Below are 25627 nucleotides of genomic sequence, written 5' to 3'. Positions count from 1 at the left end.
TTATCTGTCAGCTCACGCTTTCTCGATGGACACGCGCCAGACGTCAGGTCCTTCCTCTAAGTATTCCCATTTAAATTGGTCGGGGCGTTCCGTCTGAAACTGGTAATACAACGGCTTAGGATCATGGTCATTCATCACTTCCATCTTGCGACCGAGTGCCAAGTTATCGAATGTTTCAAAGATGACCCGGTGCTTGTCTTGTGGCGGAAATTGTGTTACATCGAGACGCACGGCAAATGGTTGAATGGTCATGAGTGTATCATCCCTTTCTACTTACTTGTGTTGATCTTAACATGATGGGCAGACCCGTAATGTGAGACATCGCACAGTTTGTATGATCATGAGAGGCTGATGCTCACCGCTGGTACATGATCACCATCGCTGCAACATAAAGAATCCATGCCACAGTCCCCACGATGGCGCCTGCAAGGGTGAACGCAGCCTGGCCGATCAGAACACCTGTCAGCAAGAAAATAGCGCCAGTGGCATATCCTAACAAGGCTGTGACAGTAGGTGTCTTAGGGATCATGTCACGTATGGCAGGCGGTCGCTTCCGGGATCCGCGATCGGTTTCAGGAGCCGTTCCGTGGGGGTAACGCCCTGCTCTCCGTAAGAACGGCATGATCTTGGCCATATATGCCGCAATGCACCACTGCAGGAAGCCGAAGATCAACACCATCATCACAGCGAGCGTCCATCTGTCTCCGAGCCGGCTGGAAGCGATGGCCCAGATCCCCAACACTGGAAATCCTCCGTACAGTCCGGCGACGATCCAGTTTAAAATCCACTCCACATCTTGACGCCGTCTCCTCCGGAAATGGATATACAAGTTCATCAATAGTTGGAAGTAACCCCAACCATATACAATCCAACCTCCGACTGAGAGACCCACCGCGACAGACACTCCCATCCCCTCGTCTTTCAATGCCGTCCCGGCGACTACAGCCAACATGCCGCCTAAAAATAAGAACTCCGGTTTGCTGTGTCGCAACTTCTTATAGTGGGACGAAACAAAGAAGCTCATCAGTCGGGGAGTAAGTGCCAAGATTAAAGTGGTGAACCAACCGGTCACGCCAACGATGATGTGTATAGACCACGCGGACCGGTTTCCGAGAGATGCTCCTAAAGACATGCCAATCCCTAAGATCACGGTGATAAGTAAAAATAGAAACGTCGCCGTGATTCCCAACGCTTCTGTCCGTTTTTTCAATGTGCGGATGCTCTGGCCTAGATTCCAGCAAAGAAGAACGAATGACACAAGTACCAAACAGCCTCCAGCTGCAACGACGTTCCACTTTTCTGCTAGAAATCCCACCGGAAAGGAACAAGCGCCGAGGACTGTAAACATGTACTGTACGTAGCCGAGCCGGATTGAATACAGGCGGCCTTGGAAGACGACTGGGACGATTTGGACAATGGCCCCGTACACCACGGTCAAGGCAAAGCCGACCACGAACAGATGAATGGCTGCCAAAAACGAAGGATGATGCCACTCGTTTTGACTAATGGCCACGGATGCGTGGATCAGACTGATCCATGCTGGGCCGAGAAAGACCAATCCTGTCAACATATAAACCCGGGTGATGCGGAAACGCTGTGCTAGATGCTGTTGCACAGCCGTTGCAATCGATGGCTTTTTTTCAGACAATCTCGTTCTTCCTTCCGTACGGACGGTCTTTTATTTTGGTGAGAAATTCACATACGACACACGTGCCACGATATTATTCGGATTATGCAATTTTTGAAAAGGGGATTCACCTATAAGATAACCCAAGTCTAGATGAGCATATGTGATGTGCATCACGATTCCGATTGTGTCCATCTCACAAATTTGCATGTTTTGCTGATGGCCGTTGCATATTTTATGCGTTTGCGTTGAAATATCTCTAAACACGCCTGCACAATGTTTAATGTCGCCAGCCTCATTATGGATTGCAACTGATTGTGAGTTCTGCGAATACGACTGGCTTTCTCCTTGCCAGTGTCCGTTCGGTTCGATATCCATCCACAGTTTTAGGACAGATGCATTGTTTGCGTTTGGCTACATTAAAAAATCCGGCTTCTCCGGACGGAAGCCCGGAAAAGTCGGGGTGTTGAAGAGCGGCATCCAATGTGAGTTAAATCACATATATGGCGGACTTTTTCTTATTACAATAAAAATAGCAACCATTCGTATTTGATGGGGGAAACGCCGTTGAAACCGGAAGATAGAAATGTCATTGAATTGGACGTTCGACCTATGTTAACTGCCAAAATTGAACCGTTCAGTGCGATCATGAAAAAAGTGTATTCACTCCATCCTAACGATTTATTCGTGTTGCACGCTCCGTTCAAACCGACACAGCTGTTTAACGTCTTGAGTCGGAAAGGATTTAAACACGAGGCAGAACGTGTAGGGAAATGGCATTGGAAAGTGACGTTTTGGAGAGAGAGACCCGGAGTGGCATCCCATTCTCCCGCGGCAGCAACGGATGTGACTCGCTACGGCCGTTCTACACCGAGAACCCACTTTTTAGATAATCGCGGTCTGGAGCCGCCGCAGCCAATGATTCGGACTTTACGCAAATTAGAGAAGATAGGCGATGGCGAAACGCTCGTCATCCACAATGACCGCCGCCCGCTATTTCTCTATCCGGAACTCGATGAACTTGGTTACAGTCATGAAACAGAAGAAGCTCCAGAAGGCGGATACCGCATTACCATCAGAAAAAATTAAAATGACGGACCTTTTGAACAATCGTTGTAGGAGAGAAAGCATGAGCTCATCTTCAAACACAATGTCTTCTAGATATTCGCGTCCGATGCAGTTTATCGTCACCGGACTATTGCTGTTGGTCGTCGCCCAGGGCATGATCTTAAGTGCAGTCGACTCTCTTGCCACTGGGTTATAGACACCGATGGCGCTGGCTGCAGCCCACTGACTCATTCTCGGATTGTGTGATGAGCGCTTTTAAGAGAGTAAGAATTAAAATTATTGTAACCCTTAACTTAAGGATCGCATCTCGAGCACAAACAGCTAAAACCATTGCTATTAACACAATTCGATAATAGTTTTCCGAATACTTATTTTTTAACCCACTTGTTCATCAAAATTAATTCTTACTTCATGAAGGGATGCTGGGATCCTTTGTGCGTTGATCGTCTGAACCAAATGATTGTCATTTTTTGTTTGGGTCGTCTACCTTCACAATGTTGGACAGCTATGCTAACTTCATTATTTCGGTAGGTTCTCATGATATTGTTTTCGGAGCGTTGTGTAAAGTCCTGTTTTAGTTTATTTCCAATCGTGGTTCTAACTCTGCTTCAAATATACGAGGCCAGGGAAGTTTCACATGGACGCTATCCAGATTGTCAATCGTTCCATAAAACCGCTTATTTCCCCTAGAACCTAAGAAAATAGATTTATTTTTAAAATGTGAAAACCACTTAACCGTTTCCTGCTCCATTTTTTCTTGTACAAAGTCGTTAACCGCATCGTAGTGCTCGCCAAGTTCCCATTGACTTGCTCCCAACTGTTCGATATAACGATTGGCAGCCGGATGGACAATATTTTTATAACTATGATCTTTCGTAAACCGATGCAATAAAAATTCATAATGCGCTTTTGCTGTTTGTTTATACATGGGAACACCAAACCCAGAGGTCTGGGATATAAAACTATGCCTCGCACCTGCATGCCCAACAGTGATTCCCAAGGCATTCCCAGCAGTGTTCCACCCACTGTACGCAAATATTTGTGAGATATCCACTTCTTCAGTTAAAGCTGCTATGAGTGCTTCATCTGCTTTATTTACATAGGCTACATCAGCTATGGCCACCTTCTTTCCATCGTCTAACCACTCCTTAATTGTATCCACCATGCAATCGATATCTTGTTCACGTTCATCCGTCGATTGAGAAGGCGTATTTAACATTAACAAAATATCTGCTTTTTCTCGGCTGTCTTTCATCTCCCCTCCAGCTGCAACAATATGTTTAAACACATTTTCATCAAACGTTGTATCTTCAAAAGGTGCGATCCATTCTTTTCCGTGTACGCCACTATACGCTGTATAAATTTTAGGTTTTGTCTCGAAAAACGTATTCACAAACCGGGACACTAATACCACATCCACTTCATCTGCACCAGGAAAAATAGTAGCTCGCTGCTCAACACCTAACTCATCAATTTTCTTAACTAATTTCTCCCGTTCTGCCCGATGAAGCCCGTACTGTGCTGCATCGTCTTGTGCTAAGATTAAAAAATCAATGTATTGTTGACTCACCAAGTCTATTAAATATTTATTGACTTCATGGTTCCTCGCCCTTGCTTGCAGGTAGTCGTCTAATACATGTCCGGGGATGGCCTCTTCTAAAGCTTCCAATTCTTCCCGATACTCCTCCATTCCTAAATTGACAACCTGATCATATAGAATAGCCCACTCCCTTACCTGTTCATAATACTGTTCATACTCATCACTGATCGCAGTTACAGCTAAACGTTGGATTGTATCATAAACATATACAGGTTTATCGGGGTAAAGTTCCTTTAATTTTCTAATAACTTGTACGCCTTCTAATGCTTCTTCTAAAGGTAAAACTCCGGTTCTTGAAGCGATCAACCCACCATAAGCTGTCATACTGACCGAAATGATGAATCCATCAGCTTGCGTCGCTTGATCCAACAGCCATTTCCTCACCTTCTTAACGTCACCCGGTTGGGTATACGATCCAATGATCGATTTGGGAGGGGTCACTATTTTCATTCCCGCTGTTTTTCCTACTTGTTCTGGGAAATATACATTGGCCGGACGGTCGTCTAACGGAACCATGACAATGGTCGCTAAATCTTTTTCCGACGGATGAGCATGAGCCACATAAATACTCGTAACAGCCATCAATAAACAGAAACATATGACCATCACCCTTCTTTTCACGCTTCCATCACCCTCACTTACGTTTATTGATTAATTATTCAAGAACAGCACCGTTAGCCTTAAGCTCATCTTGTAAGTCCTGGACCTCCACAGACGCAGGTGACACGTTTTTCTCAACAGCCAAACTAGCTGCCGTTCCAGCCGCCTGTCCTGTCGCCATTGCACTCGGAGTCAGCCGTGTCGTTGCAAAAGCTTCGTGCGTCGTTGAAATACACCTTCCCGCAGCTAATAAATTATTCACATTCTTGGGGATCAGGCAACGATACGGAATATCGAATGCACCGTCCCCTTTGACAAATGCGAATTCAACCCCACGTTTTGTCGGGTCATGAATATCGATAGGGTAACCACTTCTAGCAATAACATCGTCAAACTTCCTGCCTTGTACGACATCTTCCTTATCTAAAACATAGTGACCTATAATGCGGCGCGTTTCCCTGATCCCAATCTGAGTCCCCACAGTTGTGACAGCGGCATGCTCAAATCCGGGAACATGTTGTGTAAGAAAATCAGCCACCATTAACACTTGTTTTCTCCCTTCGTACTCGGCATTCGACAAATCGTGAACGTTTGTTCCATCGTAGCCCTGCACACGTGTGCAGTTCACGAGTACTTCATCCTCGGCCGGACCTATAAAGAACAGGACTTGATCACGATTAATCGGCAATTTGGCTTTCTCCCATTGCGGATAAAAACCTTGTACACCTGATAAGGACACTTTTCCTGCCTTCAATTCATCAATAAGGGACTTTTTATAAAAATGCGAAGGATGGTCAATCATGTATTGCGTAATTTTAGTGGTGTTGACGCCTCGCATGCGAAATTTCATCGTCATCGGTTGCATTTTGTGGTCTTTTTCTCTTCCTTTAAACATTGGAACACCAGCCAAATGGCTCACGTCCCCGTCTCCTGTCGCATCAATAAATATTTCTCCAGCAATGTGTATTCTTCCCGATTTTCCCGTTACAGTGACAGATGTGATCTGATCGTCTTCGACGCACACGTTATCAACGAAACTATGCAGTAATAGCTCGACACCGGCTTCTTTCAACATTTCTATCGCAAGTACGATATATTTCTCCGGATGATAAGGCGTTACAGAATAAACAAAACCTATCGTATCCCTAATATGGCCCGGAGACCCTCCTCTCTCTTGCAATCGACTGACAATCTCTTGGGCAATCCCTTTGATCACTTGCTTTCCATTGTTCGTATGAAATGTCATCCACGGATAAACAAGGGCTGCCGTGGACATGCCGCCCAAAAATCCGTATCTTTCAATAAGTAAAGTTTTCATGTTTTTTCTACCTGCCGCAATCGCGGCATTAATTCCGGCCGGCCCTCCACCTACGACAACCACATCATAGTGCTCGTTGATTTCCATTTAATACACCTCACCCAACTGGTTTATTTCAGGCTTCCTGCTGTCATCCCTTCAATAAACTTCTTCTGTGCTAAAAAGAAAACAATTAATAAAGGAATTGTCGCTAAAGAAGTCGCACTCATCATATGATGCCAAGCGGTACCCGTCTCGTCGGTAAACAGTGACAATCCAACGGGAAGAGTCATCAGTTCGCGTTCATTTACTAAAATAAGTGGCGTTAAAAATTCATCCCAATTCGTGATAAACGTAAAGATCGTTAACGTTGAGATACTCGGTACTGCTAGCGGCAACATGATTCTCCAGTAAATCCCCCATCGTGAACATCCATCCATCTCAGCCGCTTCTTCTAATTCATGAGGAATGGTTAAAAAGAATTGACGCATTAAAAAAATACCGAATGCCCCGGCCGGACCAAAAACAGGTAATATAATTAATGGTAAATGCGTGTCAATCCAACCAAACTCCCGCATCAAGAGAAACAACGGAATAATGGTCACTTCCGGAGGAATCATGATCACACTGAGTAACAACAAGAACAATACATTTCTGCCTTTAAAAGGTATGCGCGCAAACGCATATCCAGCCATTGAGGAAAGCAGTATTGTCAAAAGTGTCACTAGAGCCGCGATATAGATACTGTTCCAATACTGCATGAGGAACACGTGATTCCTTAAGACTTCTAAGTAATTTTCCCAGCGGACTGGGTTCGGAATAAACTGGGTAAAAATCCGTGTCGGTTCTTTTAATGACGTCCCGAGCATCCATAGCAATGGCAAAATCATGATGAAAGAAATGAGCGATAATACGACATATCGCAGCCCTTTTCTAATTTTCATAGAAGACCCACCTTTTCCTAAAGTGCCAGGAAAGCAACGTAAACGCGATTAATATAGAAAAGAGCACGAATGCAACAGCTGCTGCGTAGCCCATTTCGAAATGGTTAAATGCCGTTTCCCAAATATAGTAAACCAACACTTTTGTGCTATCACCAGGTCCTCCCCGCGTCATCACGTAAACTTGGCCAAAAACTTTCATGGCACCAATAGTCGTAATGATCATCGTTAAAAATATAGTTGGGGAGATGAGTGGTAACGTAATTTTAAAAAATCGTCGAATAGATTTAGCCCCGTCCAGTTCCGCCGCTTCGTACAAGCTCTTTGGCACTTGTTGAAGTGCCGTTAAAAATAAAATCATATTTAATCCAACGTTTTTAATTGCACTGGTGACAATTATAGCGGGCATCGCCGTTGATTGATTTAACAACCACGCAGGCCCCTTTATATTAAAGGCTGCCAGCAGTTGGTTAATAAATCCCAATTCCGGTGCTAGCATATATTTCCAAACGATGGACCAAACGATCAGCGATGTCATGACAGGGATGAAAATCACAGTGCGAAATAAACCAATCCCAAAAAGATGATCTTTTAATAGCAAGGCTAATCCTAAAGCAAGCGCCAAGTTTAACGGCACAAGACCTGCACTGAAAATGAATGTGTTCTTCAATGACGTCAGAAATTTGTCATCACTCATTAACCTTTCATAGTTTCCAAAACCGGTAAAAGTCTTCTCGCCTAACAAAGGCCATTCTAAAAAACTCATATAAAAGGCGTACAATAAAGGACCAAACATAAAAATGGTGAGACCGATTAACATCGGAGCGGTAAAGAGCCAACCTGAAACATTGATTTTTAGTCCTCTTTTCATCAAACTACGCTTTAGTGCCAAGATCACTCACACTTTCTTAAAGGGGAGTCATAACTGATCTATCGCATTTTTAAATTTATATATCGTTCGCCGTATACTTGCCTCATCCGTCCCAGTCACCACTGCTCCCAACATGACAGCTTTTACTCCGATCTGATCAAGCAAGGAGATGTCCATTGGTGATAAAGACTTTTGCGAAGGGACAATCGTCGGTATATCAGTTGCTTCAATAAGGGATTGATAAACAAATAAATCTTCTAATGTTAAAATTTTTCCGTAATGCTGCGGTGAAATGACGGATAATTCCAATCCTTTCACATCAAATAATTTAAAATGTTTGAGTTGACTTCGTAGTGCAAAATGAAACTGACTAGAAAGCGCCACTGTTTTGGTTAATCGGTCGTCTCGTACAAGAAAACTAGGGACATGGTGAAGATAAAGGGAAAAATAGTCAAATCCACATTCAATGATTTTTTTCACTTCACTTTGGGAAATTTTGTCCGCATCGTCGCCGATCACGATTCCCATCGGACCATCGAATGTGTTTCGAACTTCCGTAAAGATTTCCACGTAATCCTCAAAATGATTAAAATTATTTCCGCTTGCGTAATGAGCCACATTAATGTGAAATTTGATACCGTCGGCCCCTTCCTCAACTGCAGCTTTTGCCAAATGAAGTTTATTTTGGGGTAAACTGACTAGTAATGCCATTCGAGACTGATTTAGCAATTGTTCCAATCTCTTTTTAACCACACGTACGCCCTCCTGTAACAGGGGAGAAGGGCCCAACGTTTTATGCCAGACCCTTGTACCCCTTTTGATTCGATGTAAACTTAATTCGTAGCCTGTTCTAAAATTGGGTCTATATTTTGCTTCATTTCTTTTAATATGTCCGCAGGTTCTGCTATCTGTGAGAATAGCTGGTCAAAACCACTGATAATTTCGCTTTCAATTTTTGTCCAATCTTTATGCTGTGGATACACTCTGGCCTTATCCATTTCATTGATGAGAGCCATTTCGATCGATTCACGCGGCGGGTTGTTAGGGACGTTTATAAATTCATCAGACTCCAATACTGATCTTCGAGGAGGAACGAAATATGTCGAAGATGCTTGAATGCCTTTCTTACTTGTTAAAAACTTCAACAATTCCAATGCCTCTTCAGGATGTTGGCTGTCTTCGAAAGCGACGATTCCTGCCTGTCCAAGCAACGGCATCCGCCCTTCCGGTCCCTTTGGGAGTGGCGCAATATCCCATTCGAAATCGGTAATATCTCTTAAATTTGCGATATAACTGTACATAAAGGGGAACATGCCGACTTTGCCGCTTTCGAAATTAATTTCTTCCTGGGGAGGGACATGTGACCGATCTTCGAACATCATCCTGTCGAGCATCTCTAAGGTGTTTCTTCCTTGTGGAGAATCCCATGTAAACTCTGTCATATCATCATTGAACAAGTCTCCACCATGCGCCCACGTATGAGATAACATTAAAGCAAAATTGGTCCACTCATAAAATAATCTCGCTCCGTATACGCGATCAGAACCTTCTCCTTTGGAAAGTTCACGTGACACCTCTTCAAACTTTTCCCACGTCCACTCTCCCTTTTGAACAAATTCATTTGGGGTTTCGATTCCAGCTTCCTCAAATAACGTTTTATTGTAGTAAAAAATCATCGGCGGTGTCGAAAAGGGCAGCCCGAGCAATGCCCCGTCATGTTCCCACAATTCCAGAGTAGAAGGAATGAAGTCATCGAATTCAAAGTCCTGATCGTCCTTTAGTACTGAAACATCTCGCAAAATCCCATTCTGTACAAACTGTGGGACCATCCGTTCCGCGACCCAACCAACATCCGGAAGTTCTTGACCGGCAGCCAGCACCGATATTTTTTGTTGATAATCAGCGTGGGGAATACTTTGAATCTTTACTGTAATGTTCGGATGCTCATCATGAAACTCTTCTAAAACCTTTTCATACATTTCGATATGTTTTTCATTTCCCCAAGTCGTGAAAGTGAGTTCAATTTCTTCAGTATCTGCACCCGTTTCACTACCATCTGCTTCACCATTTAATGAGTCTGCGCTGTTACTGCACGCGGTAACAAAAAGGATTAACAGAACAATAGATAATATAAACGCCTTTTTCACTGAAAGTTCACCCTCCCTCTTGAAATAAATAATTTTCTTTAACATGCTCGTTCATTCTCAAATTTTCATAGGAACTTATTTCGAAGCTTTTTCATGGCTTTTACCAGAAAGTCCTCTTTTCGGAATATTCCGATAGAGTGAAGAGTAATGCCCTAAAACTCCTGTAATGGAATTTTCAAAATTATTTATGATCGCGCATCTCTTCTCCACTCAGCTCATGGTCGCTTACCCTCCCATGGCTCACGGGATTTTCTCCTCACATTCCTTCGTCCGGCATATCCATGAGGTGGAGGCCGACTTTGCTCCTTTACGGGGTCTGGGCCCTGATGGTGAAAATATGGTTCGGCTCTGCGCTTCGATTGTGTTCCCACCGTCCTTGAGTGTCAAACGAAAGGTTGCCTACTCCCTAACTTTTTCTTTTAAGCTGCTTCCTGTATGGAAAACTGAGGCATGTCTCGCAGCATTTTCTCGCCGTCAAACCGGTATCGTTTCTTGGCCATTGCAAAAAACACGCGGATGAGTTTACAACTCAGGGCAATGAGCGATTCTTGTTTCTTAAGCGGGTGTTCTTGCCGCGTTGTATAGTATTCGTGCAAGGCTTTAAAGGCCGCATTATGCACAACGAGCGGACGAACCACGAGATATAAGGCTTTGCGCAGTCGCCTGCGTCCACGCTTGGTGATGTGGGTCTGACCTTTGCATTTCCCCGATTGGTGTACGGTTAAGCTCAGCCCGGCAAGGCGTTGAATCTGGCGTGGATGTTCATAGTGGGCGATGTCTCCAACCTCGCCGAAAAAGGTGGCCACGGTCAAAACGTTAACGCCCTTCATGGCGATCATCTCTTCAGTTCCTGGAATCACTTTGACCAGCTGCTCCATCTCTTCATCGATGCTTGCGATGCTTTCTTGAAGATGCTCGTATTGTTTGAGCAAACTTTGCAGGGCACGTTTGGCCATCCGCGTTCCGACGGTTAATCCGATGGAACGCTCAGCTGCTTGCCGCAGTGTATGGGCCCGTTTGATTCCGATGCCTCGCTGGGCGACCTGTTTCCACTCCCTCACCAGGTCTTCTGCCGATATGGCAGTGACCTCTGCCGGCAATGGGAAATGGCTCAGGGTGTACCAAGCGGCTTTGCCATCCCAATCTTTAAACACTCTCCGGAATTCCGGAAAATAACGATCGAGCCAGTTGTCAATCCGACCGGTGATGATCTGCAAATCTTTCGACAGCTGATCGCGAATTTTAAGGCCTTCCCGCAGTTCGGCATATACACCCTCTTGCAGGTTCGGTACGGCGTATCGGCCGTCTGTGATCAATTGGGCGATGACGTGGGCGTCTTTTGTATCTGTTTTAGATGGCGAATTGTCATCGAGCTCCTTCGCTTTTTTCACATGCATCGGATTGACGACGACAAACGGGATTTCTTTCGCCTTGGCGAAATAGGCGAGATTGAACCAATAGTGTCCGGTCGGTTCACAACCGAGGATCACATGTGTTTTTTCATATGCCTGTTGCTTCTCGGACACCCAAGCTAATAATCGCTCAAAGCCCGTTATGTTGTTTTCAAAAACCAATCGCTTACCAAACTCATACCCTCGGTCATCGACTGCTCGGGCGACGTGCTTTTCTTTCGCAATGTCAATCCCTACAACTAATGTCTCCGGTGTGATTTGCTTCAATTTCTTATTCCGGTTATAATTCACTTCGAATCCTCCTTGGGTTTTGAATTTAGGAGTCGATGTCATCGACATCCCGTACTATACCAAGGAGGCTCTTTTTTGTTAAACCTCAATTTTCTTCATTACAGGAATGCTCCTTTTTAACAAAAAGGTTAACAAAATTAAAAAAACGTGTATATGACACGTTTTTTAGATTTGGTTCGTTTTTTATAGAATTTTTACTCATAATATTTATCAATCTACTTTTGTATATCTTTCTCTATACTTTGTTGGTGTGAGGGCTGTATGTCTCTTAAACACCGTCATAAAATGTTTAGCACTGTGATAGCCAACAATCCGTGCTATATCATATACTTTTAACTGCGTTTCGATCAGTAACTTCTTGGCCGTATTGATGCGCGTCTCTGCTACAAATTCACTAAAGTTTACTCCTGTTTCCTTTTTAAACAGCTGACTAACATAACTAGGGCTTAGATTAACGGCTCTCCCAATGAACTCCAATGTGATATCTTCACATAAATTGTCAGAAATGATGCTTTTGATGTTATTAATCATTTTAGATTGCTCGTCCTGAAGAAGGTGATCCTTACTCTCTTTTTGTCCAAATAATTCTTGTTTAATTTCCTCTAAAACCATCGCTAGTTCCGACCGGTTAACAGGTTTGAGTAAGTAGTGTTTAACACCGTAACGCATTGCCTTTTTAGCGTAATCAAATTCATCGTATCCGGAAATAACTACGACCGAAAGGAAAGAATGGAGGTACTTAGCTTGAGCAATCAGATCCAACCCGTTCATCTCAGGCATCCGAACGTCCGTAATTAAAAGATCCGGAACCTCCTTCTTCAATATTTGCAGCGCTTCTTTTCCGTTTTGTGCCTCCCAGGACACAGAGACCCCACCGATTACATTTTCTAATAAATCTCTTAGTCCTTGCCGAATTGTTCTTTCGTCTTCTACTAACAGAACATTCAATTTTTCATTCCCTCCCCAGCCGTCGGAATCTTTATGATCACTTCCGTCCCCTTTCCTTCAATACTGTCAATCGTAAGACCGTATTGCGGGCCGTACCGAATCATTAAACGTTGATGAATATTGAGCAGGGCTACGCCGTCAATCTTTGTTTCAGAAGTTGTTTCTGCTGTTTCTTCTATTTGCAAGTTATGGATTAATTTTACTAGACGCTCTTTCGGAATGCCAACGCCCGTATCCCTAACTTTTATCTCTATATTATTTTGATATCGACAAATGTGGACTTGTATCTCCCCATTGTAATCATTCGGTCTTAAGCCATGTTGGATCGCGTTTTCTATAAGAGGTTGCAAAATGAATTTAGGAATTAAAGACGCTGTAAGCGAATCGTCCACTTCCCATACGACATGTAACTGAGATCCTACACGCACTTGCATAATTTCCATATAAGCTTTGACTGCATCTAACTCTTCTTTTACCGTGACTAAAGGTTTGTTATGGTCAATTGTATAACGCAGTATTTTTCCGAGAGTTGTAATCATATCCGAAATGGCAAGATTTCCTTTTGAGATGGCCATCATATTAATGGTCTCTAACGTATTGTACATAAAGTGAGGATTGATTTGACTTTGAAATGCTTTGTACTCAGCCTCTTTTTGATACAGTGCTTTTTCATAAACGGTTTGGATTAAGCGGTTTATTTCATCAATCATATCGTTAAAAACTCGCCCTAACTCACCGATCTCGTCTCTGCGATGAATTTTGATCTTTCCATAAAAGTTCTTCTTCTGCAGCGCTTTCATTTCGCTTATTAAGTCTTGTATAGGTTTTGATAATCTTTTAGAACTGACAATGGCCAATATAAAAGCGATCAGCGCACAAAATACAAGTAAGGCGAATGTCAAGTTTTTGTAATTTCTTAACTCATTTAACACATGTGCCTCAGGCATAAACAAATGTGTTGTAATCCCTGTCATGCGAGATGTATGCTCAGTCATTAAATACTTTTGGTTACGATATTCTTGCCAATTGCCATCTTCTATTTTTTGAATGGTCATATCAAAAGATTGATCGTTCGTGTAAATAATTCGACCTTTTGCATCTCTGACAACGAGCAATGTATCCTTTACAGATGACAACAGCTCTCGAATGTAGTCTGGATTTATATCTATTTTTATTATGCCCAAGTCTTCGTATGTATTGGGGTCCCGTATTAGCCGACTGACACTGACGGCATATTCTTTTCCATAGTAATATGACGATTGGTGTAAAGGGAGCAATACCCAGCCCCCATCGGCATCTAATACTTCACGATACCATTCTGCATTTTCCTGTTTAAACATGCGTTTAACCCTTTGCGAATCTAGATAACTGTAAACGTATCCATCTCTGGCAATAATATGGATTCCCTTCAATTGATCACGCTTATACATTAAACTGGATAATAGAAACGACATCTTGTCACGTTGTTTGGAAGTAATATAGCGGCCTTTGTTTGAAACGTGCTGATGTAAAATGGAAATCACATCATGATCATATATGGGTGACATACTTACTCTGACCGCATCTTGAATCATTAAATCCAAACTGTTGTTAATTTGGTCTGCGATCTGTTTCGCAGAATGAATAGCCTTATTCTCTAGTTCATGTGAAAATTGCCTGTAAATGTTTGTCGTGAATATGGTTAAAGGTACTAATGCAAGACCAAAAAAAGTCACAATAACCCGCATGCGTAAGGACATCCGAGCATCACCCACTTCAATCTAAACCAGTGTCGACAAAAAGTTTGGTGTTTCTTTTTACGTAAGGGTAATAAATAGAATAGCCAGAGATAGGATAAACTAGCAAAAGGGTTCTCACCTTCGCTTCAATTAGCAATAAACCCAGGAAAGGTGGAGGTCTATGTTACAAAAGACCAGCAATTTGCCGGTTTTGACCCGCAAACGTTCGTCTGCGGCTTCTAGATTAAACAGGTACAGTAAGAGACGAAAAAAGGGTTGATGATGAATTAAGCCTCCTTTTGGTGTATGTAATTCCTCAAACCTGCTTTTTATGGTGAAAATGTCGCGCTCTTGTTGGGTGTCTTATAATTCAATGATGCTCTCACTCACGGTATCCAATTTCATGAATACCTTATTGAATAGCTTCACGGGTATGGACCATCACCTCCCCACGGTCATGATACCATGTTGAAAAGGGATTTGGAATTATCCGCGTGTTTTCGTTGCTGTCAAGTACTTGTGGGAGGTTTTTCTGGAAGGCGAAAACCCTCTCTTGTTTATTGCTATTCCAATTTTCAGATTACATTATACTCATACCAAAACATGACAAATACCAGCGATGTTACTGCACGGGTATCCGACGACTTGACATTGAGCCTCCGCGGGCATGAGTTCTTGCATCCAGGGCCATACACACGTGTGTCTGCCAGGCTAACCAGCCTATCATGCCCGCCCTCAATGTCAAGTCTTCAAAAGTTGGTCTAATGGGATGTGTCGCCGATGACGACAATCCCTGTTTGGGTAAATCTCTAAACACCTTGAAGCCCCTTTAACGCCGCCACAATCGGCTTCCCAATGGCCTGCTGGAGATAAGTCCCACGTGTCGCCTCTTGAGCACAATCTTTTAATGTCTCTACAAAATGTTTCGGTGGTTGTGTCTCTTGCCGCTGTTCTCCCTCAGTCTCCACGGTGGATGTCCATTTCCCATTCAAGATTTTAATCGCTAATTTGTCTTTGATGGCGACAAACACATGGATGAATTTGTCCAATCCGTTGTCACTCCAACTGCGCCCCTGTTTCAAGCGTTTAGCAAAGACGCTCATCGTCCCTTCAGCACTGCCCATGGGACGAAAGCCTTCGGTTTCGATCCCTTTTTCTTGTAGCCTTTCCCGGTAATCTCTTAGGGCTTCTGGATACTGCGAGAGCTGGTTTATAAGCATCTCGAGGTGTGCTTCTTTTTTTTCGTCCCCAATGGTACCAACGGCACTGTTTAATGCCAACAAAAGGACTTCAGCGTCATAGGCGGCATGTTTTTTCTGAATTTTCCGGCATCTTTGATGATCGCGAAAAATGGCACGGATGTCACCAGCTACATGGAAACGGCAATCACAAAGGTGGCGTTGTGCCTGAAATAGTCGCGGCAGGCGGTGATCCACGAGGCGCCATCACCGTTAATCACGAGATGGTGCTTGGTTGGATCATACGCGTATGTCTCCATTAAAAATGTCTCGAATCCTTCCCAAAACGGGTGTGTTCCTTGATGGACGTAGTGCCGTTTTCCCACCAGTTTGGCACGGTTGTTTTCGACTTCCCACCCTTGATGCACGGCGGCCATTTTTTCTTCTTTGCCTTTGCGCTTATGCCTCTGTCGTTTGGTGTAGAGACCATCCACTTCGACAAACAGAACGTCTTGTTGTAAAGGGACGATGGCTTCTTCCGGTATGACTTCGGTATTTAACAATTGCTGACGGATCCCTTCATGACTGATGACGGGATAGCCCAACAGTTTTTCCAAAGCTTGTCCCGCCTGACGATAGGAAACACCGGTGACGGCTAATCCATCGCCAGTTCTTGCACGACGGGACTCATGCCTTTTGTACCGTCAAAGCTTAAGTATTGATCCAGTAAAAACACGTATTCACCGGTTTCTCGGTCTTGATAGTAATTCCTTTCCAGTTCAACCGAACCATAAATGGAATCAAATTTTAATGGCCGTTTATCCTTAAGGTAAAACCGTTTTTTATCCCTTGTTTCCGCAATGATGGTGTCGAATTCGACGAGGATCTCCGCCATCACTTGGGGAAAACATGCCTGAAGTAATCGGAAGGTCATTTGTTCTAATTCTTTCATTGTGATCGTCGTTATGATATCTTTCATGATGAGGACCTTTCTTTTAGTTTTGTTCGTTAAACTTAACTATACAAGAGAAGGTCCTCTTTTTCATGCCTTTTTACTGTATCCCCAGCTTTTCTCACCTTCCGGATGAGTAAAACATGGTCTTTCTCCCACAAACATTTTACTCATACCGTGTTTTCTAGCCTTAATGATCTATAGTTCGGGGATGCGGTTTTTATATTTGTTCACCAGTTTCAGATTGTGCTCGTCTGCGCCGTCTAAATTGCCACTTAAAAAGACCGGCGGCTCGATCCCTTCGTTAACTAAATGTTCAATCGCACGTGCTAGTATGGCATTAATAATGGCAGCACCTGCTACGGTAGAAGACGGGGCAAACGGAACGGGGAACGCCTCCAGTTTGAGTATGGCATCCCCTTCCACCCCGTGGTTATCGATCACAACATCCACGATCTCAAACAACCGCTTGCCGCTCTTATGCCGTGAAGATTGCTTAGATGAGTAATCAAGGGATGTTAAACCGACAACAAAGGCACCTTGCTCTTTAGCAGCGAGAGCCACTTCGATTGGAACAGGATTGCGCCCAGAGTTAGAGATGACGAATACGACTTCACCAGGGCGAATGTCCTGGTGCTTCATGACGATCTCGCCATAACCGTTCATGCGCTCTAGATCAGATGAGCGAACGGCCCCTTCATGAAGCATCAGGCCGGTATCCAAGATCGGGTGTACCGGAACGAGACCGCCAGCACGGTAAAACACTTCCTCTGTCAACATGTGCGAGTGTCCTGCCCCGAATAAGTGGACAACACCATCCTCTTTCAAAGAATCGACAATTTTCTCGCTCACTTGTTCCATATGGTCCTTTTCATTTTTCAATATGTCCTTAAGTAGTGCTTGCATTTTCGCAAAATATGCCTCGATCATGAGCTAGCCCTCCGTGTAGAAATGTTTACGAACCTGTTCAATAACCCGCACCATGTTGCCAACCGCTGTTTCGATAATCGCTTCGCCCTTCTCCCTTGTTGCCAAAGTCGCGTCACCAAGCACGGGAGAATCCGTGACATTGTGCCAAGGAATCGGAGTGACGTCAAATTCGAGCGGAAGTTCTGGGTAATTCCTTATGGCTTTTGTCATATCGACCTTCTCCGGAGCAAGGTATAACATATAGGAAGTTTCCAACTCACACGCGTGAAAATAAGTAGGGTGAACCCGCTCTGATTCTAATACCTTGGCCGAAATTTCTCCAATGCCAGGGTACGTTAAATACAATACCTTCATCCCTAGCTCATCGTGTAGCTGTCGGGCAGCATCTTTCATCACGTCAAGGTTGCCCATATGAGCGTTAATCATGGCAAAAATTTTAACGCCTTGGTGAAACAAACTTCTTCCGATGTCGACAAGCATCCCTTTTAACGTTTCGCTCGATACACTGATCGTTCCCGGATAATGGCTTGTCGACCACACTTGACCGTAATAAATCGGCGGCATGACGATGACGTTCTCCAGCTGCGCGGCTACTTTTTGGACAATTGCTTCCGAGAGGTCGTTATCGGTGCTTAAAGGTAGATGGTTGCCGTGATTTTCAACAGCACCAAGTGCGATCAACGCCACCGGACTTTCCTTTAACACTGCCTCCGCTTCGTCAGATGTTAATCGATCAAATAACATACTTATCTCTCCCACTCGAGAAATCAATCGTCGGGTAACTTTCGTGGTAGGAACACGCCCGCTATTGTTTAAAAGCGAAACACCTTGCGGGGTTGTGTACAAAAAAGGCCTCAATCAGCCGATCCCCGTTGAACCCGGCCTCTTCCGCTTCCGCTTTAAATCGAGGTACCCACTGCTCTAAAATGTATCCGAGGCCAAGCCCGTATCCGTAATGTCGGTAATACGACTTTCGTGCAGTGTCACCGCTAATGAGAATGTGTTGTTCATACCCGCGTTTTACCAATTCCAATATACATTGAATCCTCGTACTCTCCGGGCCATACTTGATTTTCCCCATTCCGTCAAAACAAAGAAAAGCTCCGGTATCGGCGATTTTCAGATGAAGCCACGGATCCGGATTGCGATCCATATGTCCGAAACTCACGTATTCGAGGTTTACACCTTCTTCCTTGAGCAACGTGATCTGCTCCAGAGCCATCGTGCCTACTTCTGTATGCGAATGGACGGGAGCTTTCGTTTCATGGTGTGCCCGGGCGACAGCTCTTAGTACTTTCTCCTCTAACGGAGAGATGCGATTGTAGCCTGTTCCGAACTTCACTTGCCCGCCGCGAACAGTGGTCCCTTCCATGCCTTCTGTCACTTCGCGCACAACGAATTCAGTCAAATCTTCAATACTCGAACGTTCAATCCATGCTGCAAACGTTTCATCGGTTCCTGGTCGTTTCGCTGACCAGAGAAACCCTTTATTAAATCCAGCTGTGGCGATAATATGAACCCCTGTTTCTTCACTGATGTGTCGGACGGCTGCGATGTCACGGCCGTAATCGACTGCAGTAGCATCGACAATAGTCTGTCCGCCGACTCGTTGAAACAGCTGGATGTCTTGTTTGCTTTTTTCCGGATCATCTAGGAGTAAGTCATCTTCGCCTTTTTCTACCCAGTATGGTGGACGGCATACAATATGTTCATGGGAGTACGTGACCCCCATCTGTTCCGGAGGAATGTCTCCGAGAACGGTGCGGATGAATGACATCGTGTGAGAAAGCCTCCTGTCTGGGTTCCCTGTATCATGATACTGATTGGCTGCGAACATCAGAAGCTAGTTTAGACGTCCGCCATGATTTTTTTAATCTGTTTGATTGTGTCCCTTGAGATCGGTTGATGATAAGCTTTGCCCACTCGTACACCCGAACCGAAATGTACCTCACGCACCGCTGTTTTCTCGATAAATGCGGCAAACGTCTCCAGTGTTAAACCGTGCCCCGCCATAATCGTCACGTGTGTCTGTTTTGCTTGAGCAAGCAACTCATTCAGATTGTCAACCCCCTGAGGCGCCTTCTGCTTCCCACCTGATGTTAGCACACGCCTCACTTGTGGAAATTGCGACAGCACGTGTAGCGCTTCCGACTGATCGCGGGCAAAGTCAAATGCCCTGTGGAACGTAACGTCCAGACCATCTGCCGCCTCCAGCAAATGCTTTAAGGCCTCTGTATCGATTTCGCCGTTTGGCTTCAGGGTTCCAATGACAATCCCCGCGGCTCCCAGCTTTTTGGCGATGTGAATATCCTTCACCATCGTTTTGATATCGTTCGCATCGTAGCAAAACGATTGACTGTGCGGACGGATGATGACGTTTACCGGGATGTCAACGGCATGGACAACCTCGTCAATCAACCCGTAGCTCGGTGTGAGACCTTCCTCTGACATCCCCGGACTGAGTTCTAATCGATCGGCTCCAGACTTTGCTGCCGTAATCGCATCGGTTAAATGAGTGGCAATGATTTCGAGAAGCAATCGCACAACCTCCCTAAACCGTCATTTAAAGTAGGAAACGAAAGATGTTGGCGAGTAATTTAATGACTGGACCGAGGATGAACATATCACTATCCGCCGCCCACATCGCAGTATCCGGGATCGTACTGGACAAAAGCGCCGTCACCATAATATATTGACCCCAGGCGACAACTGTTGCGGTAATGACCCCACCGAATATGGCGCCACGTACTCCGCCCGTCGCGTTCCCGAACACACCTGCCGTGGCCGCGTGGAAGAAAATGACAATCATCGTCGGCACAAACACATACGAAACAGCAGCACCGAGGACGACAAGCCAGATGAGCGATGCGGCGAAAGCACTAACAAAACCGACAATCGTCGCGGTCGGGGCATATGGGAAGACCACCGGGGCATCCAGCGCCGGTTTAGCGTTCGGAACAATCTTGGTCGCAATCCCGCGGAATGCAGGGACCAACTCACCAATCAGCATGCGTACTCCGAACAATACAACCGCAATACCGGCCGCGAATTCAAACGCTTTTATGATCGAAAAGACAATAAAGTTGTTATCCCCTGCTGATGCCATTAATTCCGCTGCTCCAGGTGCCCCACTTAGCATGAGTAATGCTGCACCAACAACGTAAAGCGCCCCCATGACTAAGGCAATAATGACATTGGAATCCTTTAAGAATTCCATCCCTTTGGGAACCTTGAGTTTTTCGGTGTCGTTCTCCTTGTTTCCGAACCATTTACCTGCCAGTCCGCCGAGTAGTGCGACTGAACCTGACGTGTGACCGAGAGCAAGGTCATTACTGCCAATCACTTTCCGCATAAACGGCTGAGTAATAGCTGGTTGCAATGTCCAATAAACACCCATAATTACGGCTAAGATTAAAATGAGACTCCATCTATTGATCTCGATATCCACACCGAGTGTATCCACCATGATGCCGGCGAAAATCGCTGTCGTCCAAAACATCATGTGTCCCGTTAAATAAATGTACTTAAACGGTGTAATGCGCGCAAGCAGTACATTTATGAGGAAACCTAAGGTCATCGCCAAAGCGATGACGCCGCCGTAACGGCTGCTGAATGCCTCAAACCCTTGGTACTCCCCCAAGCTTTGCTGCTCTAATCCGAATACGGCTGCCCACATCGGTTGAAATACTTCCAGTGCAGCTGTAATGGTGCCTGCTCCGATATTAATAATGAGAAATCCGATCATCGCTTTAAATGTGCCCGACATTGTTTGACTCGTATTCTTTTTTTGTAGCACGAGGCCCAGTAGCACGATAAGCCCAATCAGAATGACCGGCTGACCAAACAAGTTGTTCGCCAGCCACTCGGCTACCTGCACAAATGTGTTCATGAATTTCCCCTCCAATCCTCCACAATTTTACGATTCCAAGTGCTCGCTGAGTTTCTGCTTAATCTCCTCTTTGTCCAAATAGCTGTCCAGGACAATGACGTTCGCAGAATGGCCTTCCAATAACGGCGCCAACTGCGGACTGGCCATAATGACGTCCGCTGCTGCTGACTTGGCAGCACTGGCATCCATATAGTCCACGTCAGCCTCAACACCGAGATCACGTAACACATCTTCAATGTTCATTTTTAACAACAGACTCGTCCCTTGTCCTAATCCGCATACGGCTAATATTTTCACGTGAGTTCACCTCCCTCCATACAATGTTAGAACAGGATTAAATCTGACTGACTTCCTGCACCTTCTCTAAAATGGCTTCCTTGCCACCCGTCAGCAATATTTGTTTGTTTTCGTTATCGCTTAAAATACTCGCCAGCTGGCGAAGGGCATTCAAATGCATTTCCGCGTCCACACTACTAAGACAGATGACAAGTTTAACCGGATCGTTTTTATCATGTCCGAAATTGACCGGATTACTCAACCGCAATAAACTGAGGCCGAGCGATTTAACTCCGTCTTCCGGTCGGGCATGCGGCATCGCAACACCTTGATCAATGACGATATACGGCCCATTTTCCTCAACCATGCGCACCATCGCGTCCACGTAACGCGGTTCCACGTGATTGTGATCAATGAGCAGTTGCCCGGCTTGCCGTACAGCTTCTTGCCAATTCTCTACTTCAACATCTAATTTGATTAATTCCGGCGCTAGTACGTCTTCTAACACTGGGCCTGCCATCCTTTCTTCTGCCTGATTCTCTTGCTCTTGCTGTATGCGTGAGGCGATCTTTTGTCGATCTTGAACGGTTAAAAACGGGTTTACGATGATATGGGGACAGGCAACCCATCAATTGGAATCGTCGAGATGATCCAGTCGACATCCTTCTGTTGTAACCATTCCGGTGACATGTGATAGAGCGGACATGTGTCGACAATGTCCAGATTCGGAAAGTACCTCTTGATACGTCCTAATAACAGTTGCGCTGTTCCGACACCGCTCCCGCAAACGAGAAGAACGCGCGGCCTACGTTTAACACCGGACTGTCTTTCAAGCGCTGCTCCGATGTGCAAAGCCAAATAAGCGCGCTCATCGTCGTTAAAGGAGACCTGAAAAGCATCTTCAAGAATCGGGACACTGTGTGCAATCGCTTCTACAATCGGTGTGTATTCCTGCATGATGTCGTCTTTGAGCGGATTGTTTAGGCGCAAATTGAACTTTAACCGGTAAAGGGTTGGACGCAAGTGCACCATCAAGCCTCTCATCAGCTGACGGTCCTCTGTTAAGTCAGTCCCTAACCTGGCACCCGTCTCTCGAATAAAGTGTTTGACAGGACCTTCCAGAGAGATGCTGACAGGGGCTTGCTTGTGCAACAGTTTTGCCCCGAGAAGGTGCAAGGTCATATAACCCGCTTCCGCTTCCGGAATGGACACCCTTAATCTAGAGGCTATCGAATGTGCGATCGATTGGGACACCTTGAATTCCTGTGTCGACCTTAACTCTGCCAATTCCCGCTCTGGCATCGTAATTTCATGCCCTTTTCGCAACCGCTGTAGAGCGACCGCAATGTGAAAAATGAGTCCGTCTAGCGATGAATCGGTTAACTCGTAAGGAAGTGTCCGAACATGCTCAAAAACAGCTTCACGCACCAAATCCAAATGCTCATCAGCCAGACCCGTCAGCTTAAAGGGGAGGTCGCGATCGTCGTGAGATCGGTTAGAAACAAGGTAAGCTAGCGCCTTACGCACATCCCGTTCTGCACCAGTTATGCGGAACCCTTTGTTTTGGACGTACGTAAGCGACAATCGGTGTGACTTCAGCCACGCTTCCACCCGCTTCAAATCCTTCACAACCGTTCGCCTTGAGACGTAAAGCAAATCCGCGAGATCCGTGGAACTCACCGGACGGTGCTGGTGAAACAATACACCTAAGATCGTGTCACGCCGCTCCTCTGCAGACAGGCGATTACTGTAATCGGGTTCACCTGCCAAACGATGTAACCACCTGCCTCGCTCTTCCTTCGGGAGAACGAAACGCACACCGCGATGCTTATGGCGGTCAAGTGCGAGCCCGTTCTTTTTGACATCGTAAGCGATTGCGTCTAAGTCATATCGGATGCTCCGTTCACTGACCTTGTACTTTTCGGCCAGATCGCGTACCGTTACAAACCGTTCATGATCAATTAAATATTTGAGGATATGGCGCTGCCGTCGGTTGAGCACCTCGATCACCTCTCACTTTTATTGTAAGGTTTATGAGCATTCACCTGATATGAAAGCCGTTACCACAACGAATCGGCAACTATTCACACCTTAACATATGTGCACTTCAGAAATAAAAAAGGAAGCCGCCTGGCTTCCATCTTTTGCGCCAAATTATTGGTGAATACCCCTGCATTTGAACCGAATCGGCATCAATTCATCAAAGCCAATGCCTCTTTGCCGTCTCACATCGGCTGGATAATAACCACATGGCCAAATACTTTTTTGCGGACGCTTTCATGTCTATGCCGACAAAGCAGACTTCGCCGTTCCCGCTGGACCAATGAGCAACAGATATTGGCGGGCAAGCAGGGCAACCAGAAGAGCCTCCACTTCTTTCTCACACTCAAAAACTTCGCATTTAGAGCATTTTTAATCTCCAATAACTTTTCAAAGCTCGCTTCCATTCCAAACACTCTCCCTAGATCATTTAAAAATAAAAAAGCCAAGAATCTCCCGCAAAAGGAACTCTTGGCATTTAAGTCTGACCGCTTCATCATGAAACGACTTCTACCATGCGTGCCACCTGTAGACATAATTTCCCAATATAGGTTTCCATCACCTCCATGTCATCGGTAACGAGGCTCTTAAAATCGTTATACTGACTGATCACGCGACGTGCCTCTTCGATGATCTCGTTTATATTAGTGTCATGAGTAAACCGCCAATTGCCCCAGTCACCACAATAATCCAAGGAGATAGTTTCCAATACACTAACATACTAATAAAATGGCAGCAAAAGCAAAATCAGTTGGAGCTAATATAGAACTGGTCCAAATAGGATGATAAAATGCAGAAATTAAAATCCCAACAACTGCTGCATTAACTCCCATTAATGCTGCTTTTATTTTTGGGCTGCGACGTAAAAAATCCCAAAAGGGTAAAGTACCTAAGATAAGCAGGAAAGCAGGTAAGAAAATAGCGACGGTTGCTAATAAACCGCCTTGCCACCCATCCATAACGGCACCTAGATATGCAGCAAAAGTAAATAAAGGCCCCGGAACAGCTTGTGCAGCGCCGTAACCAGCTAAGAATGCTTCTTCGCTTAACCATCCAGTCGGTACAAATTCACGTTCAAGTAAAGGTAAAACGACATGACCACCACCAAAAACTAAAGAACCTGAACGATAAAAGCTATCAAACATTGCGATCCAACTTAAAGACGTTACTTCTCTCAATATAGGTAAAAGGATAAGTAAACCAAAAAACAAAGATAAGCAAATAACGGCAAGACCTCGTGATATAGGAAAATATACCCTTTTATCGTCATGATGTTCAGTATGTTGTTTATACAGAATAAATCCAATAATTGCTGAAATGACTATGACACCGACCTGAGTGAATGCTGTTTGCCATAATAACGTAACGATCAATGCAAACAATGCGAGTGCTTTTCGCTTTAAATCAGGGGTTAGTTTTTGCGCCATTCCTAAAATGGCATGTGCAACAACAGCGACGGCGACTATTTTTAATCCGTGAATCCAGCCTGCGTCGATCTTGAGTCCGTGTACCATTAAGGCAAATATAATAAGAGCAATCACAGAAGGCAATGTAAAGCTAAGAAAAGATACAATTCCCCCCAGTACTCCTGCTCGCATTACACCGATTCCAATTCCTACTTGACTACTTGCTGGCCCTGGTAGTAATTGGCATAAGGCGACTAAATCAGCGTATCTTTTTTCATCCATCCATTTTCTTCTTCGAATGTACTCATTATGGAAGTAGCCTAGATGGGCTATAGGCCCCCCAAATGATGTTAACCCGAGCCTAGTCGAAACGAGAAGGATCTCAAAAAGAGACTTAAAATAACTTTTCTTACAACTCTGTTTCACTTATTTTCAC

The 25627-nt window shown here is 44.8% G+C and carries 24 protein-coding genes and 1 pseudogene; 1 reads left to right on the top strand and 24 read right to left on the bottom strand.

Annotated features, from left to right (window positions below):
* Window positions 1–12 precede the first annotated feature (12 nt).
* From B0W44_RS08205 to B0W44_RS18090, 3 genes are all read right to left on the bottom strand, one after another.
* Window positions 13–252 carry a DUF2249 domain-containing protein gene (locus tag B0W44_RS08205; protein ID WP_077719640.1) on the bottom strand — a complete coding sequence of 80 codons (240 nt, stop codon included), beginning with the start codon at window positions 250–252 and terminating at the stop codon, window positions 13–15.
* A 103-nt stretch (window positions 253–355) separates the two neighbouring features.
* Window positions 356–1648 (bottom strand): hypothetical protein, encoded by a 1293-nt coding sequence (locus tag B0W44_RS08200; RefSeq protein WP_077719639.1) that lies wholly within the window; start codon window positions 1646–1648, stop codon window positions 356–358.
* Between the two features lie 30 nt (window positions 1649–1678).
* On the bottom strand, window positions 1679–2005 hold the full coding sequence (locus B0W44_RS18090; protein ID WP_169835486.1) for a hypothetical protein: 327 nt from the start codon (window positions 2003–2005) through the stop codon (window positions 1679–1681).
* 189 nt (window positions 2006–2194) lie between these two features.
* On the opposite strand from B0W44_RS18090, the gene B0W44_RS08195 reads away from it, so the two are divergent.
* On the top strand, window positions 2195–2716 hold the full coding sequence (locus B0W44_RS08195) for a DUF2249 domain-containing protein (protein WP_228441602.1): 522 nt from the start codon (window positions 2195–2197) through the stop codon (window positions 2714–2716).
* A gap of 553 nt (window positions 2717–3269) precedes the next feature.
* Here B0W44_RS08195 and B0W44_RS08190 read toward each other — a convergent pair.
* From B0W44_RS08190 to B0W44_RS08100, 21 genes and pseudogenes are all read right to left on the bottom strand, one after another.
* Window positions 3270–4877 carry a DUF4127 family protein gene (locus tag B0W44_RS08190; protein WP_169835485.1) on the bottom strand — a complete coding sequence of 536 codons (1608 nt, stop codon included), beginning with the start codon at window positions 4875–4877 and terminating at the stop codon, window positions 3270–3272.
* 73 nt (window positions 4878–4950) lie between these two features.
* Window positions 4951–6300: an FAD-dependent oxidoreductase gene (locus tag B0W44_RS08185; RefSeq protein ID WP_077719637.1), complete on the bottom strand. Its 1350-nt coding sequence runs from the start codon at window positions 6298–6300 to the stop codon at window positions 4951–4953.
* 23 nt (window positions 6301–6323) lie between these two features.
* A complete protein-coding gene (locus B0W44_RS08180; RefSeq protein WP_077719636.1) occupies window positions 6324–7136 on the bottom strand; it encodes a carbohydrate ABC transporter permease in 813 nt (270 codons plus the stop codon).
* Entirely contained in the window at window positions 7126–8004 is an 879-nt protein-coding gene (locus B0W44_RS08175; RefSeq protein ID WP_077721296.1) for a carbohydrate ABC transporter permease, read from the bottom strand. Before B0W44_RS08175 ends, B0W44_RS08180 begins: the two co-directional genes overlap by 11 nt.
* Before the next feature lie 48 nt (window positions 8005–8052).
* A complete protein-coding gene (locus tag B0W44_RS08170; protein WP_077719635.1) occupies window positions 8053–8757 on the bottom strand; it encodes a beta/alpha barrel domain-containing protein in 705 nt (234 codons plus the stop codon).
* An 80-nt stretch (window positions 8758–8837) separates the two neighbouring features.
* Complete coding sequence (locus B0W44_RS08165; RefSeq protein ID WP_228441601.1) at window positions 8838–10151, bottom strand: ABC transporter substrate-binding protein; 1314 nt, start codon at window positions 10149–10151, stop codon at window positions 8838–8840.
* A 419-nt stretch (window positions 10152–10570) separates the two neighbouring features.
* Window positions 10571–11854: an IS110 family RNA-guided transposase gene (locus B0W44_RS08160; protein WP_077719633.1), complete on the bottom strand. Its 1284-nt coding sequence runs from the start codon at window positions 11852–11854 to the stop codon at window positions 10571–10573.
* Between the two features lie 210 nt (window positions 11855–12064).
* Window positions 12065–12802, bottom strand: coding sequence for a response regulator transcription factor (locus B0W44_RS08155; protein ID WP_077719632.1), 738 nt, complete (start codon window positions 12800–12802; stop codon window positions 12065–12067).
* Window positions 12799–14556: a cache domain-containing sensor histidine kinase gene (locus B0W44_RS08150; protein ID WP_169835484.1), complete on the bottom strand. Its 1758-nt coding sequence runs from the start codon at window positions 14554–14556 to the stop codon at window positions 12799–12801. Before B0W44_RS08150 ends, B0W44_RS08155 begins: the two co-directional genes overlap by 4 nt.
* Before the next feature lie 773 nt (window positions 14557–15329).
* Window positions 15330–15956 (bottom strand): UPF0236 family transposase-like protein, encoded by a 627-nt coding sequence (locus B0W44_RS18795; RefSeq protein WP_250637976.1) that lies wholly within the window; start codon window positions 15954–15956, stop codon window positions 15330–15332.
* The gene (locus B0W44_RS18790) at window positions 15890–16315 is read right to left on the bottom strand and encodes a UPF0236 family transposase-like protein (protein WP_250637975.1); all 426 of its coding nucleotides are present in this window, start codon (window positions 16313–16315) and stop codon (window positions 15890–15892) included. The genes B0W44_RS18795 and B0W44_RS18790 overlap by 67 nt, the downstream gene beginning before the upstream one ends.
* A gap of 38 nt (window positions 16316–16353) precedes the next feature.
* Window positions 16354–16677, bottom strand: coding sequence for a UPF0236 family transposase-like protein (locus tag B0W44_RS18785; RefSeq protein ID WP_250637974.1), 324 nt, complete (start codon window positions 16675–16677; stop codon window positions 16354–16356).
* A 171-nt stretch (window positions 16678–16848) separates the two neighbouring features.
* On the bottom strand, window positions 16849–17580 hold the full coding sequence (locus B0W44_RS08140; protein WP_077719630.1) for an SIS domain-containing protein: 732 nt from the start codon (window positions 17578–17580) through the stop codon (window positions 16849–16851).
* Window positions 17581–17583: 3 nt separating this feature from the next.
* Entirely contained in the window at window positions 17584–18324 is a 741-nt protein-coding gene (locus tag B0W44_RS08135) for a creatininase family protein (RefSeq protein ID WP_077719629.1), read from the bottom strand.
* Window positions 18325–18385: 61 nt separating this feature from the next.
* Entirely contained in the window at window positions 18386–19357 is a 972-nt protein-coding gene (locus tag B0W44_RS08130; RefSeq protein ID WP_077719628.1) for a phosphotriesterase family protein, read from the bottom strand.
* Window positions 19358–19428: 71 nt separating this feature from the next.
* Window positions 19429–20124: a copper homeostasis protein CutC gene (locus tag B0W44_RS08125; RefSeq protein WP_228441600.1), complete on the bottom strand. Its 696-nt coding sequence runs from the start codon at window positions 20122–20124 to the stop codon at window positions 19429–19431.
* A gap of 19 nt (window positions 20125–20143) precedes the next feature.
* Window positions 20144–21457 (bottom strand): PTS ascorbate transporter subunit IIC, encoded by a 1314-nt coding sequence (locus B0W44_RS08120; protein ID WP_077721295.1) that lies wholly within the window; start codon window positions 21455–21457, stop codon window positions 20144–20146.
* Between the two features lie 39 nt (window positions 21458–21496).
* Window positions 21497–21766 (bottom strand): PTS sugar transporter subunit IIB, encoded by a 270-nt coding sequence (locus B0W44_RS08115; RefSeq protein ID WP_077719626.1) that lies wholly within the window; start codon window positions 21764–21766, stop codon window positions 21497–21499.
* A gap of 37 nt (window positions 21767–21803) precedes the next feature.
* Entirely contained in the window at window positions 21804–22265 is a 462-nt protein-coding gene (locus tag B0W44_RS08110) for a PTS sugar transporter subunit IIA (protein WP_077719625.1), read from the bottom strand.
* 80 nt (window positions 22266–22345) lie between these two features.
* Window positions 22346–23746, bottom strand: a complete 1401-nt coding sequence (locus B0W44_RS08105) for a BglG family transcription antiterminator (RefSeq protein WP_169835483.1) — start codon at window positions 23744–23746, stop codon at window positions 22346–22348.
* A gap of 678 nt (window positions 23747–24424) precedes the next feature.
* Window positions 24425–25617, bottom strand: a pseudogene (locus B0W44_RS08100) (chromate transporter).
* Window positions 25618–25627 lie beyond the last annotated feature (10 nt).

The organism is Novibacillus thermophilus, from assembly GCF_002005165.1.
GTDB classification, from domain to species: Bacteria; Bacillota; Bacilli; order Thermoactinomycetales; family Novibacillaceae; genus Novibacillus; species Novibacillus thermophilus.
This window is presented reverse-complemented; position numbering and strand designations above follow the sequence as displayed.

Excerpts from the sequence above, each read along its gene's own strand:
- B0W44_RS08205 (WP_077719640.1), bottom strand. The coding sequence starts at position 252 with ATGACCATTCAACCATTTGCCGTGCGTCTCGATGTAACACAATTTCCG.
- B0W44_RS18090 (WP_169835486.1), bottom strand. The coding sequence starts at position 2,005 with ATGGATATCGAACCGAACGGACACTGGCAAGGAGAAAGCCAGTCGTAT.
- B0W44_RS08190 (WP_169835485.1), bottom strand. The coding sequence starts at position 4,877 with ATGGCTGTTACGAGTATTTATGTGGCTCATGCTCATCCGTCGGAAAAA.
- B0W44_RS08185 (WP_077719637.1), bottom strand. The coding sequence starts at position 6,300 with ATGGAAATCAACGAGCACTATGATGTGGTTGTCGTAGGTGGAGGGCCG.
- B0W44_RS08180 (WP_077719636.1), bottom strand. The coding sequence starts at position 7,136 with ATGAAAATTAGAAAAGGGCTGCGATATGTCGTATTATCGCTCATTTCT.
- B0W44_RS08175 (WP_077721296.1), bottom strand. The coding sequence starts at position 8,004 with ATGAAAAGAGGACTAAAAATCAATGTTTCAGGTTGGCTCTTTACCGCT.
- B0W44_RS18785 (WP_250637974.1), bottom strand. The coding sequence starts at position 16,677 with ATGAAAGATATCATAACGACGATCACAATGAAAGAATTAGAACAAATG.
- B0W44_RS08140 (WP_077719630.1), bottom strand. The coding sequence starts at position 17,580 with ATGATCGAGGCATATTTTGCGAAAATGCAAGCACTACTTAAGGACATA.
- B0W44_RS08135 (WP_077719629.1), bottom strand. The coding sequence starts at position 18,324 with ATGTTATTTGATCGATTAACATCTGACGAAGCGGAGGCAGTGTTAAAG.
- B0W44_RS08130 (WP_077719628.1), bottom strand. The coding sequence starts at position 19,357 with ATGTCATTCATCCGCACCGTTCTCGGAGACATTCCTCCGGAACAGATG.
- B0W44_RS08110 (WP_077719625.1), bottom strand. The coding sequence starts at position 22,265 with ATGGCAGGCCCAGTGTTAGAAGACGTACTAGCGCCGGAATTAATCAAA.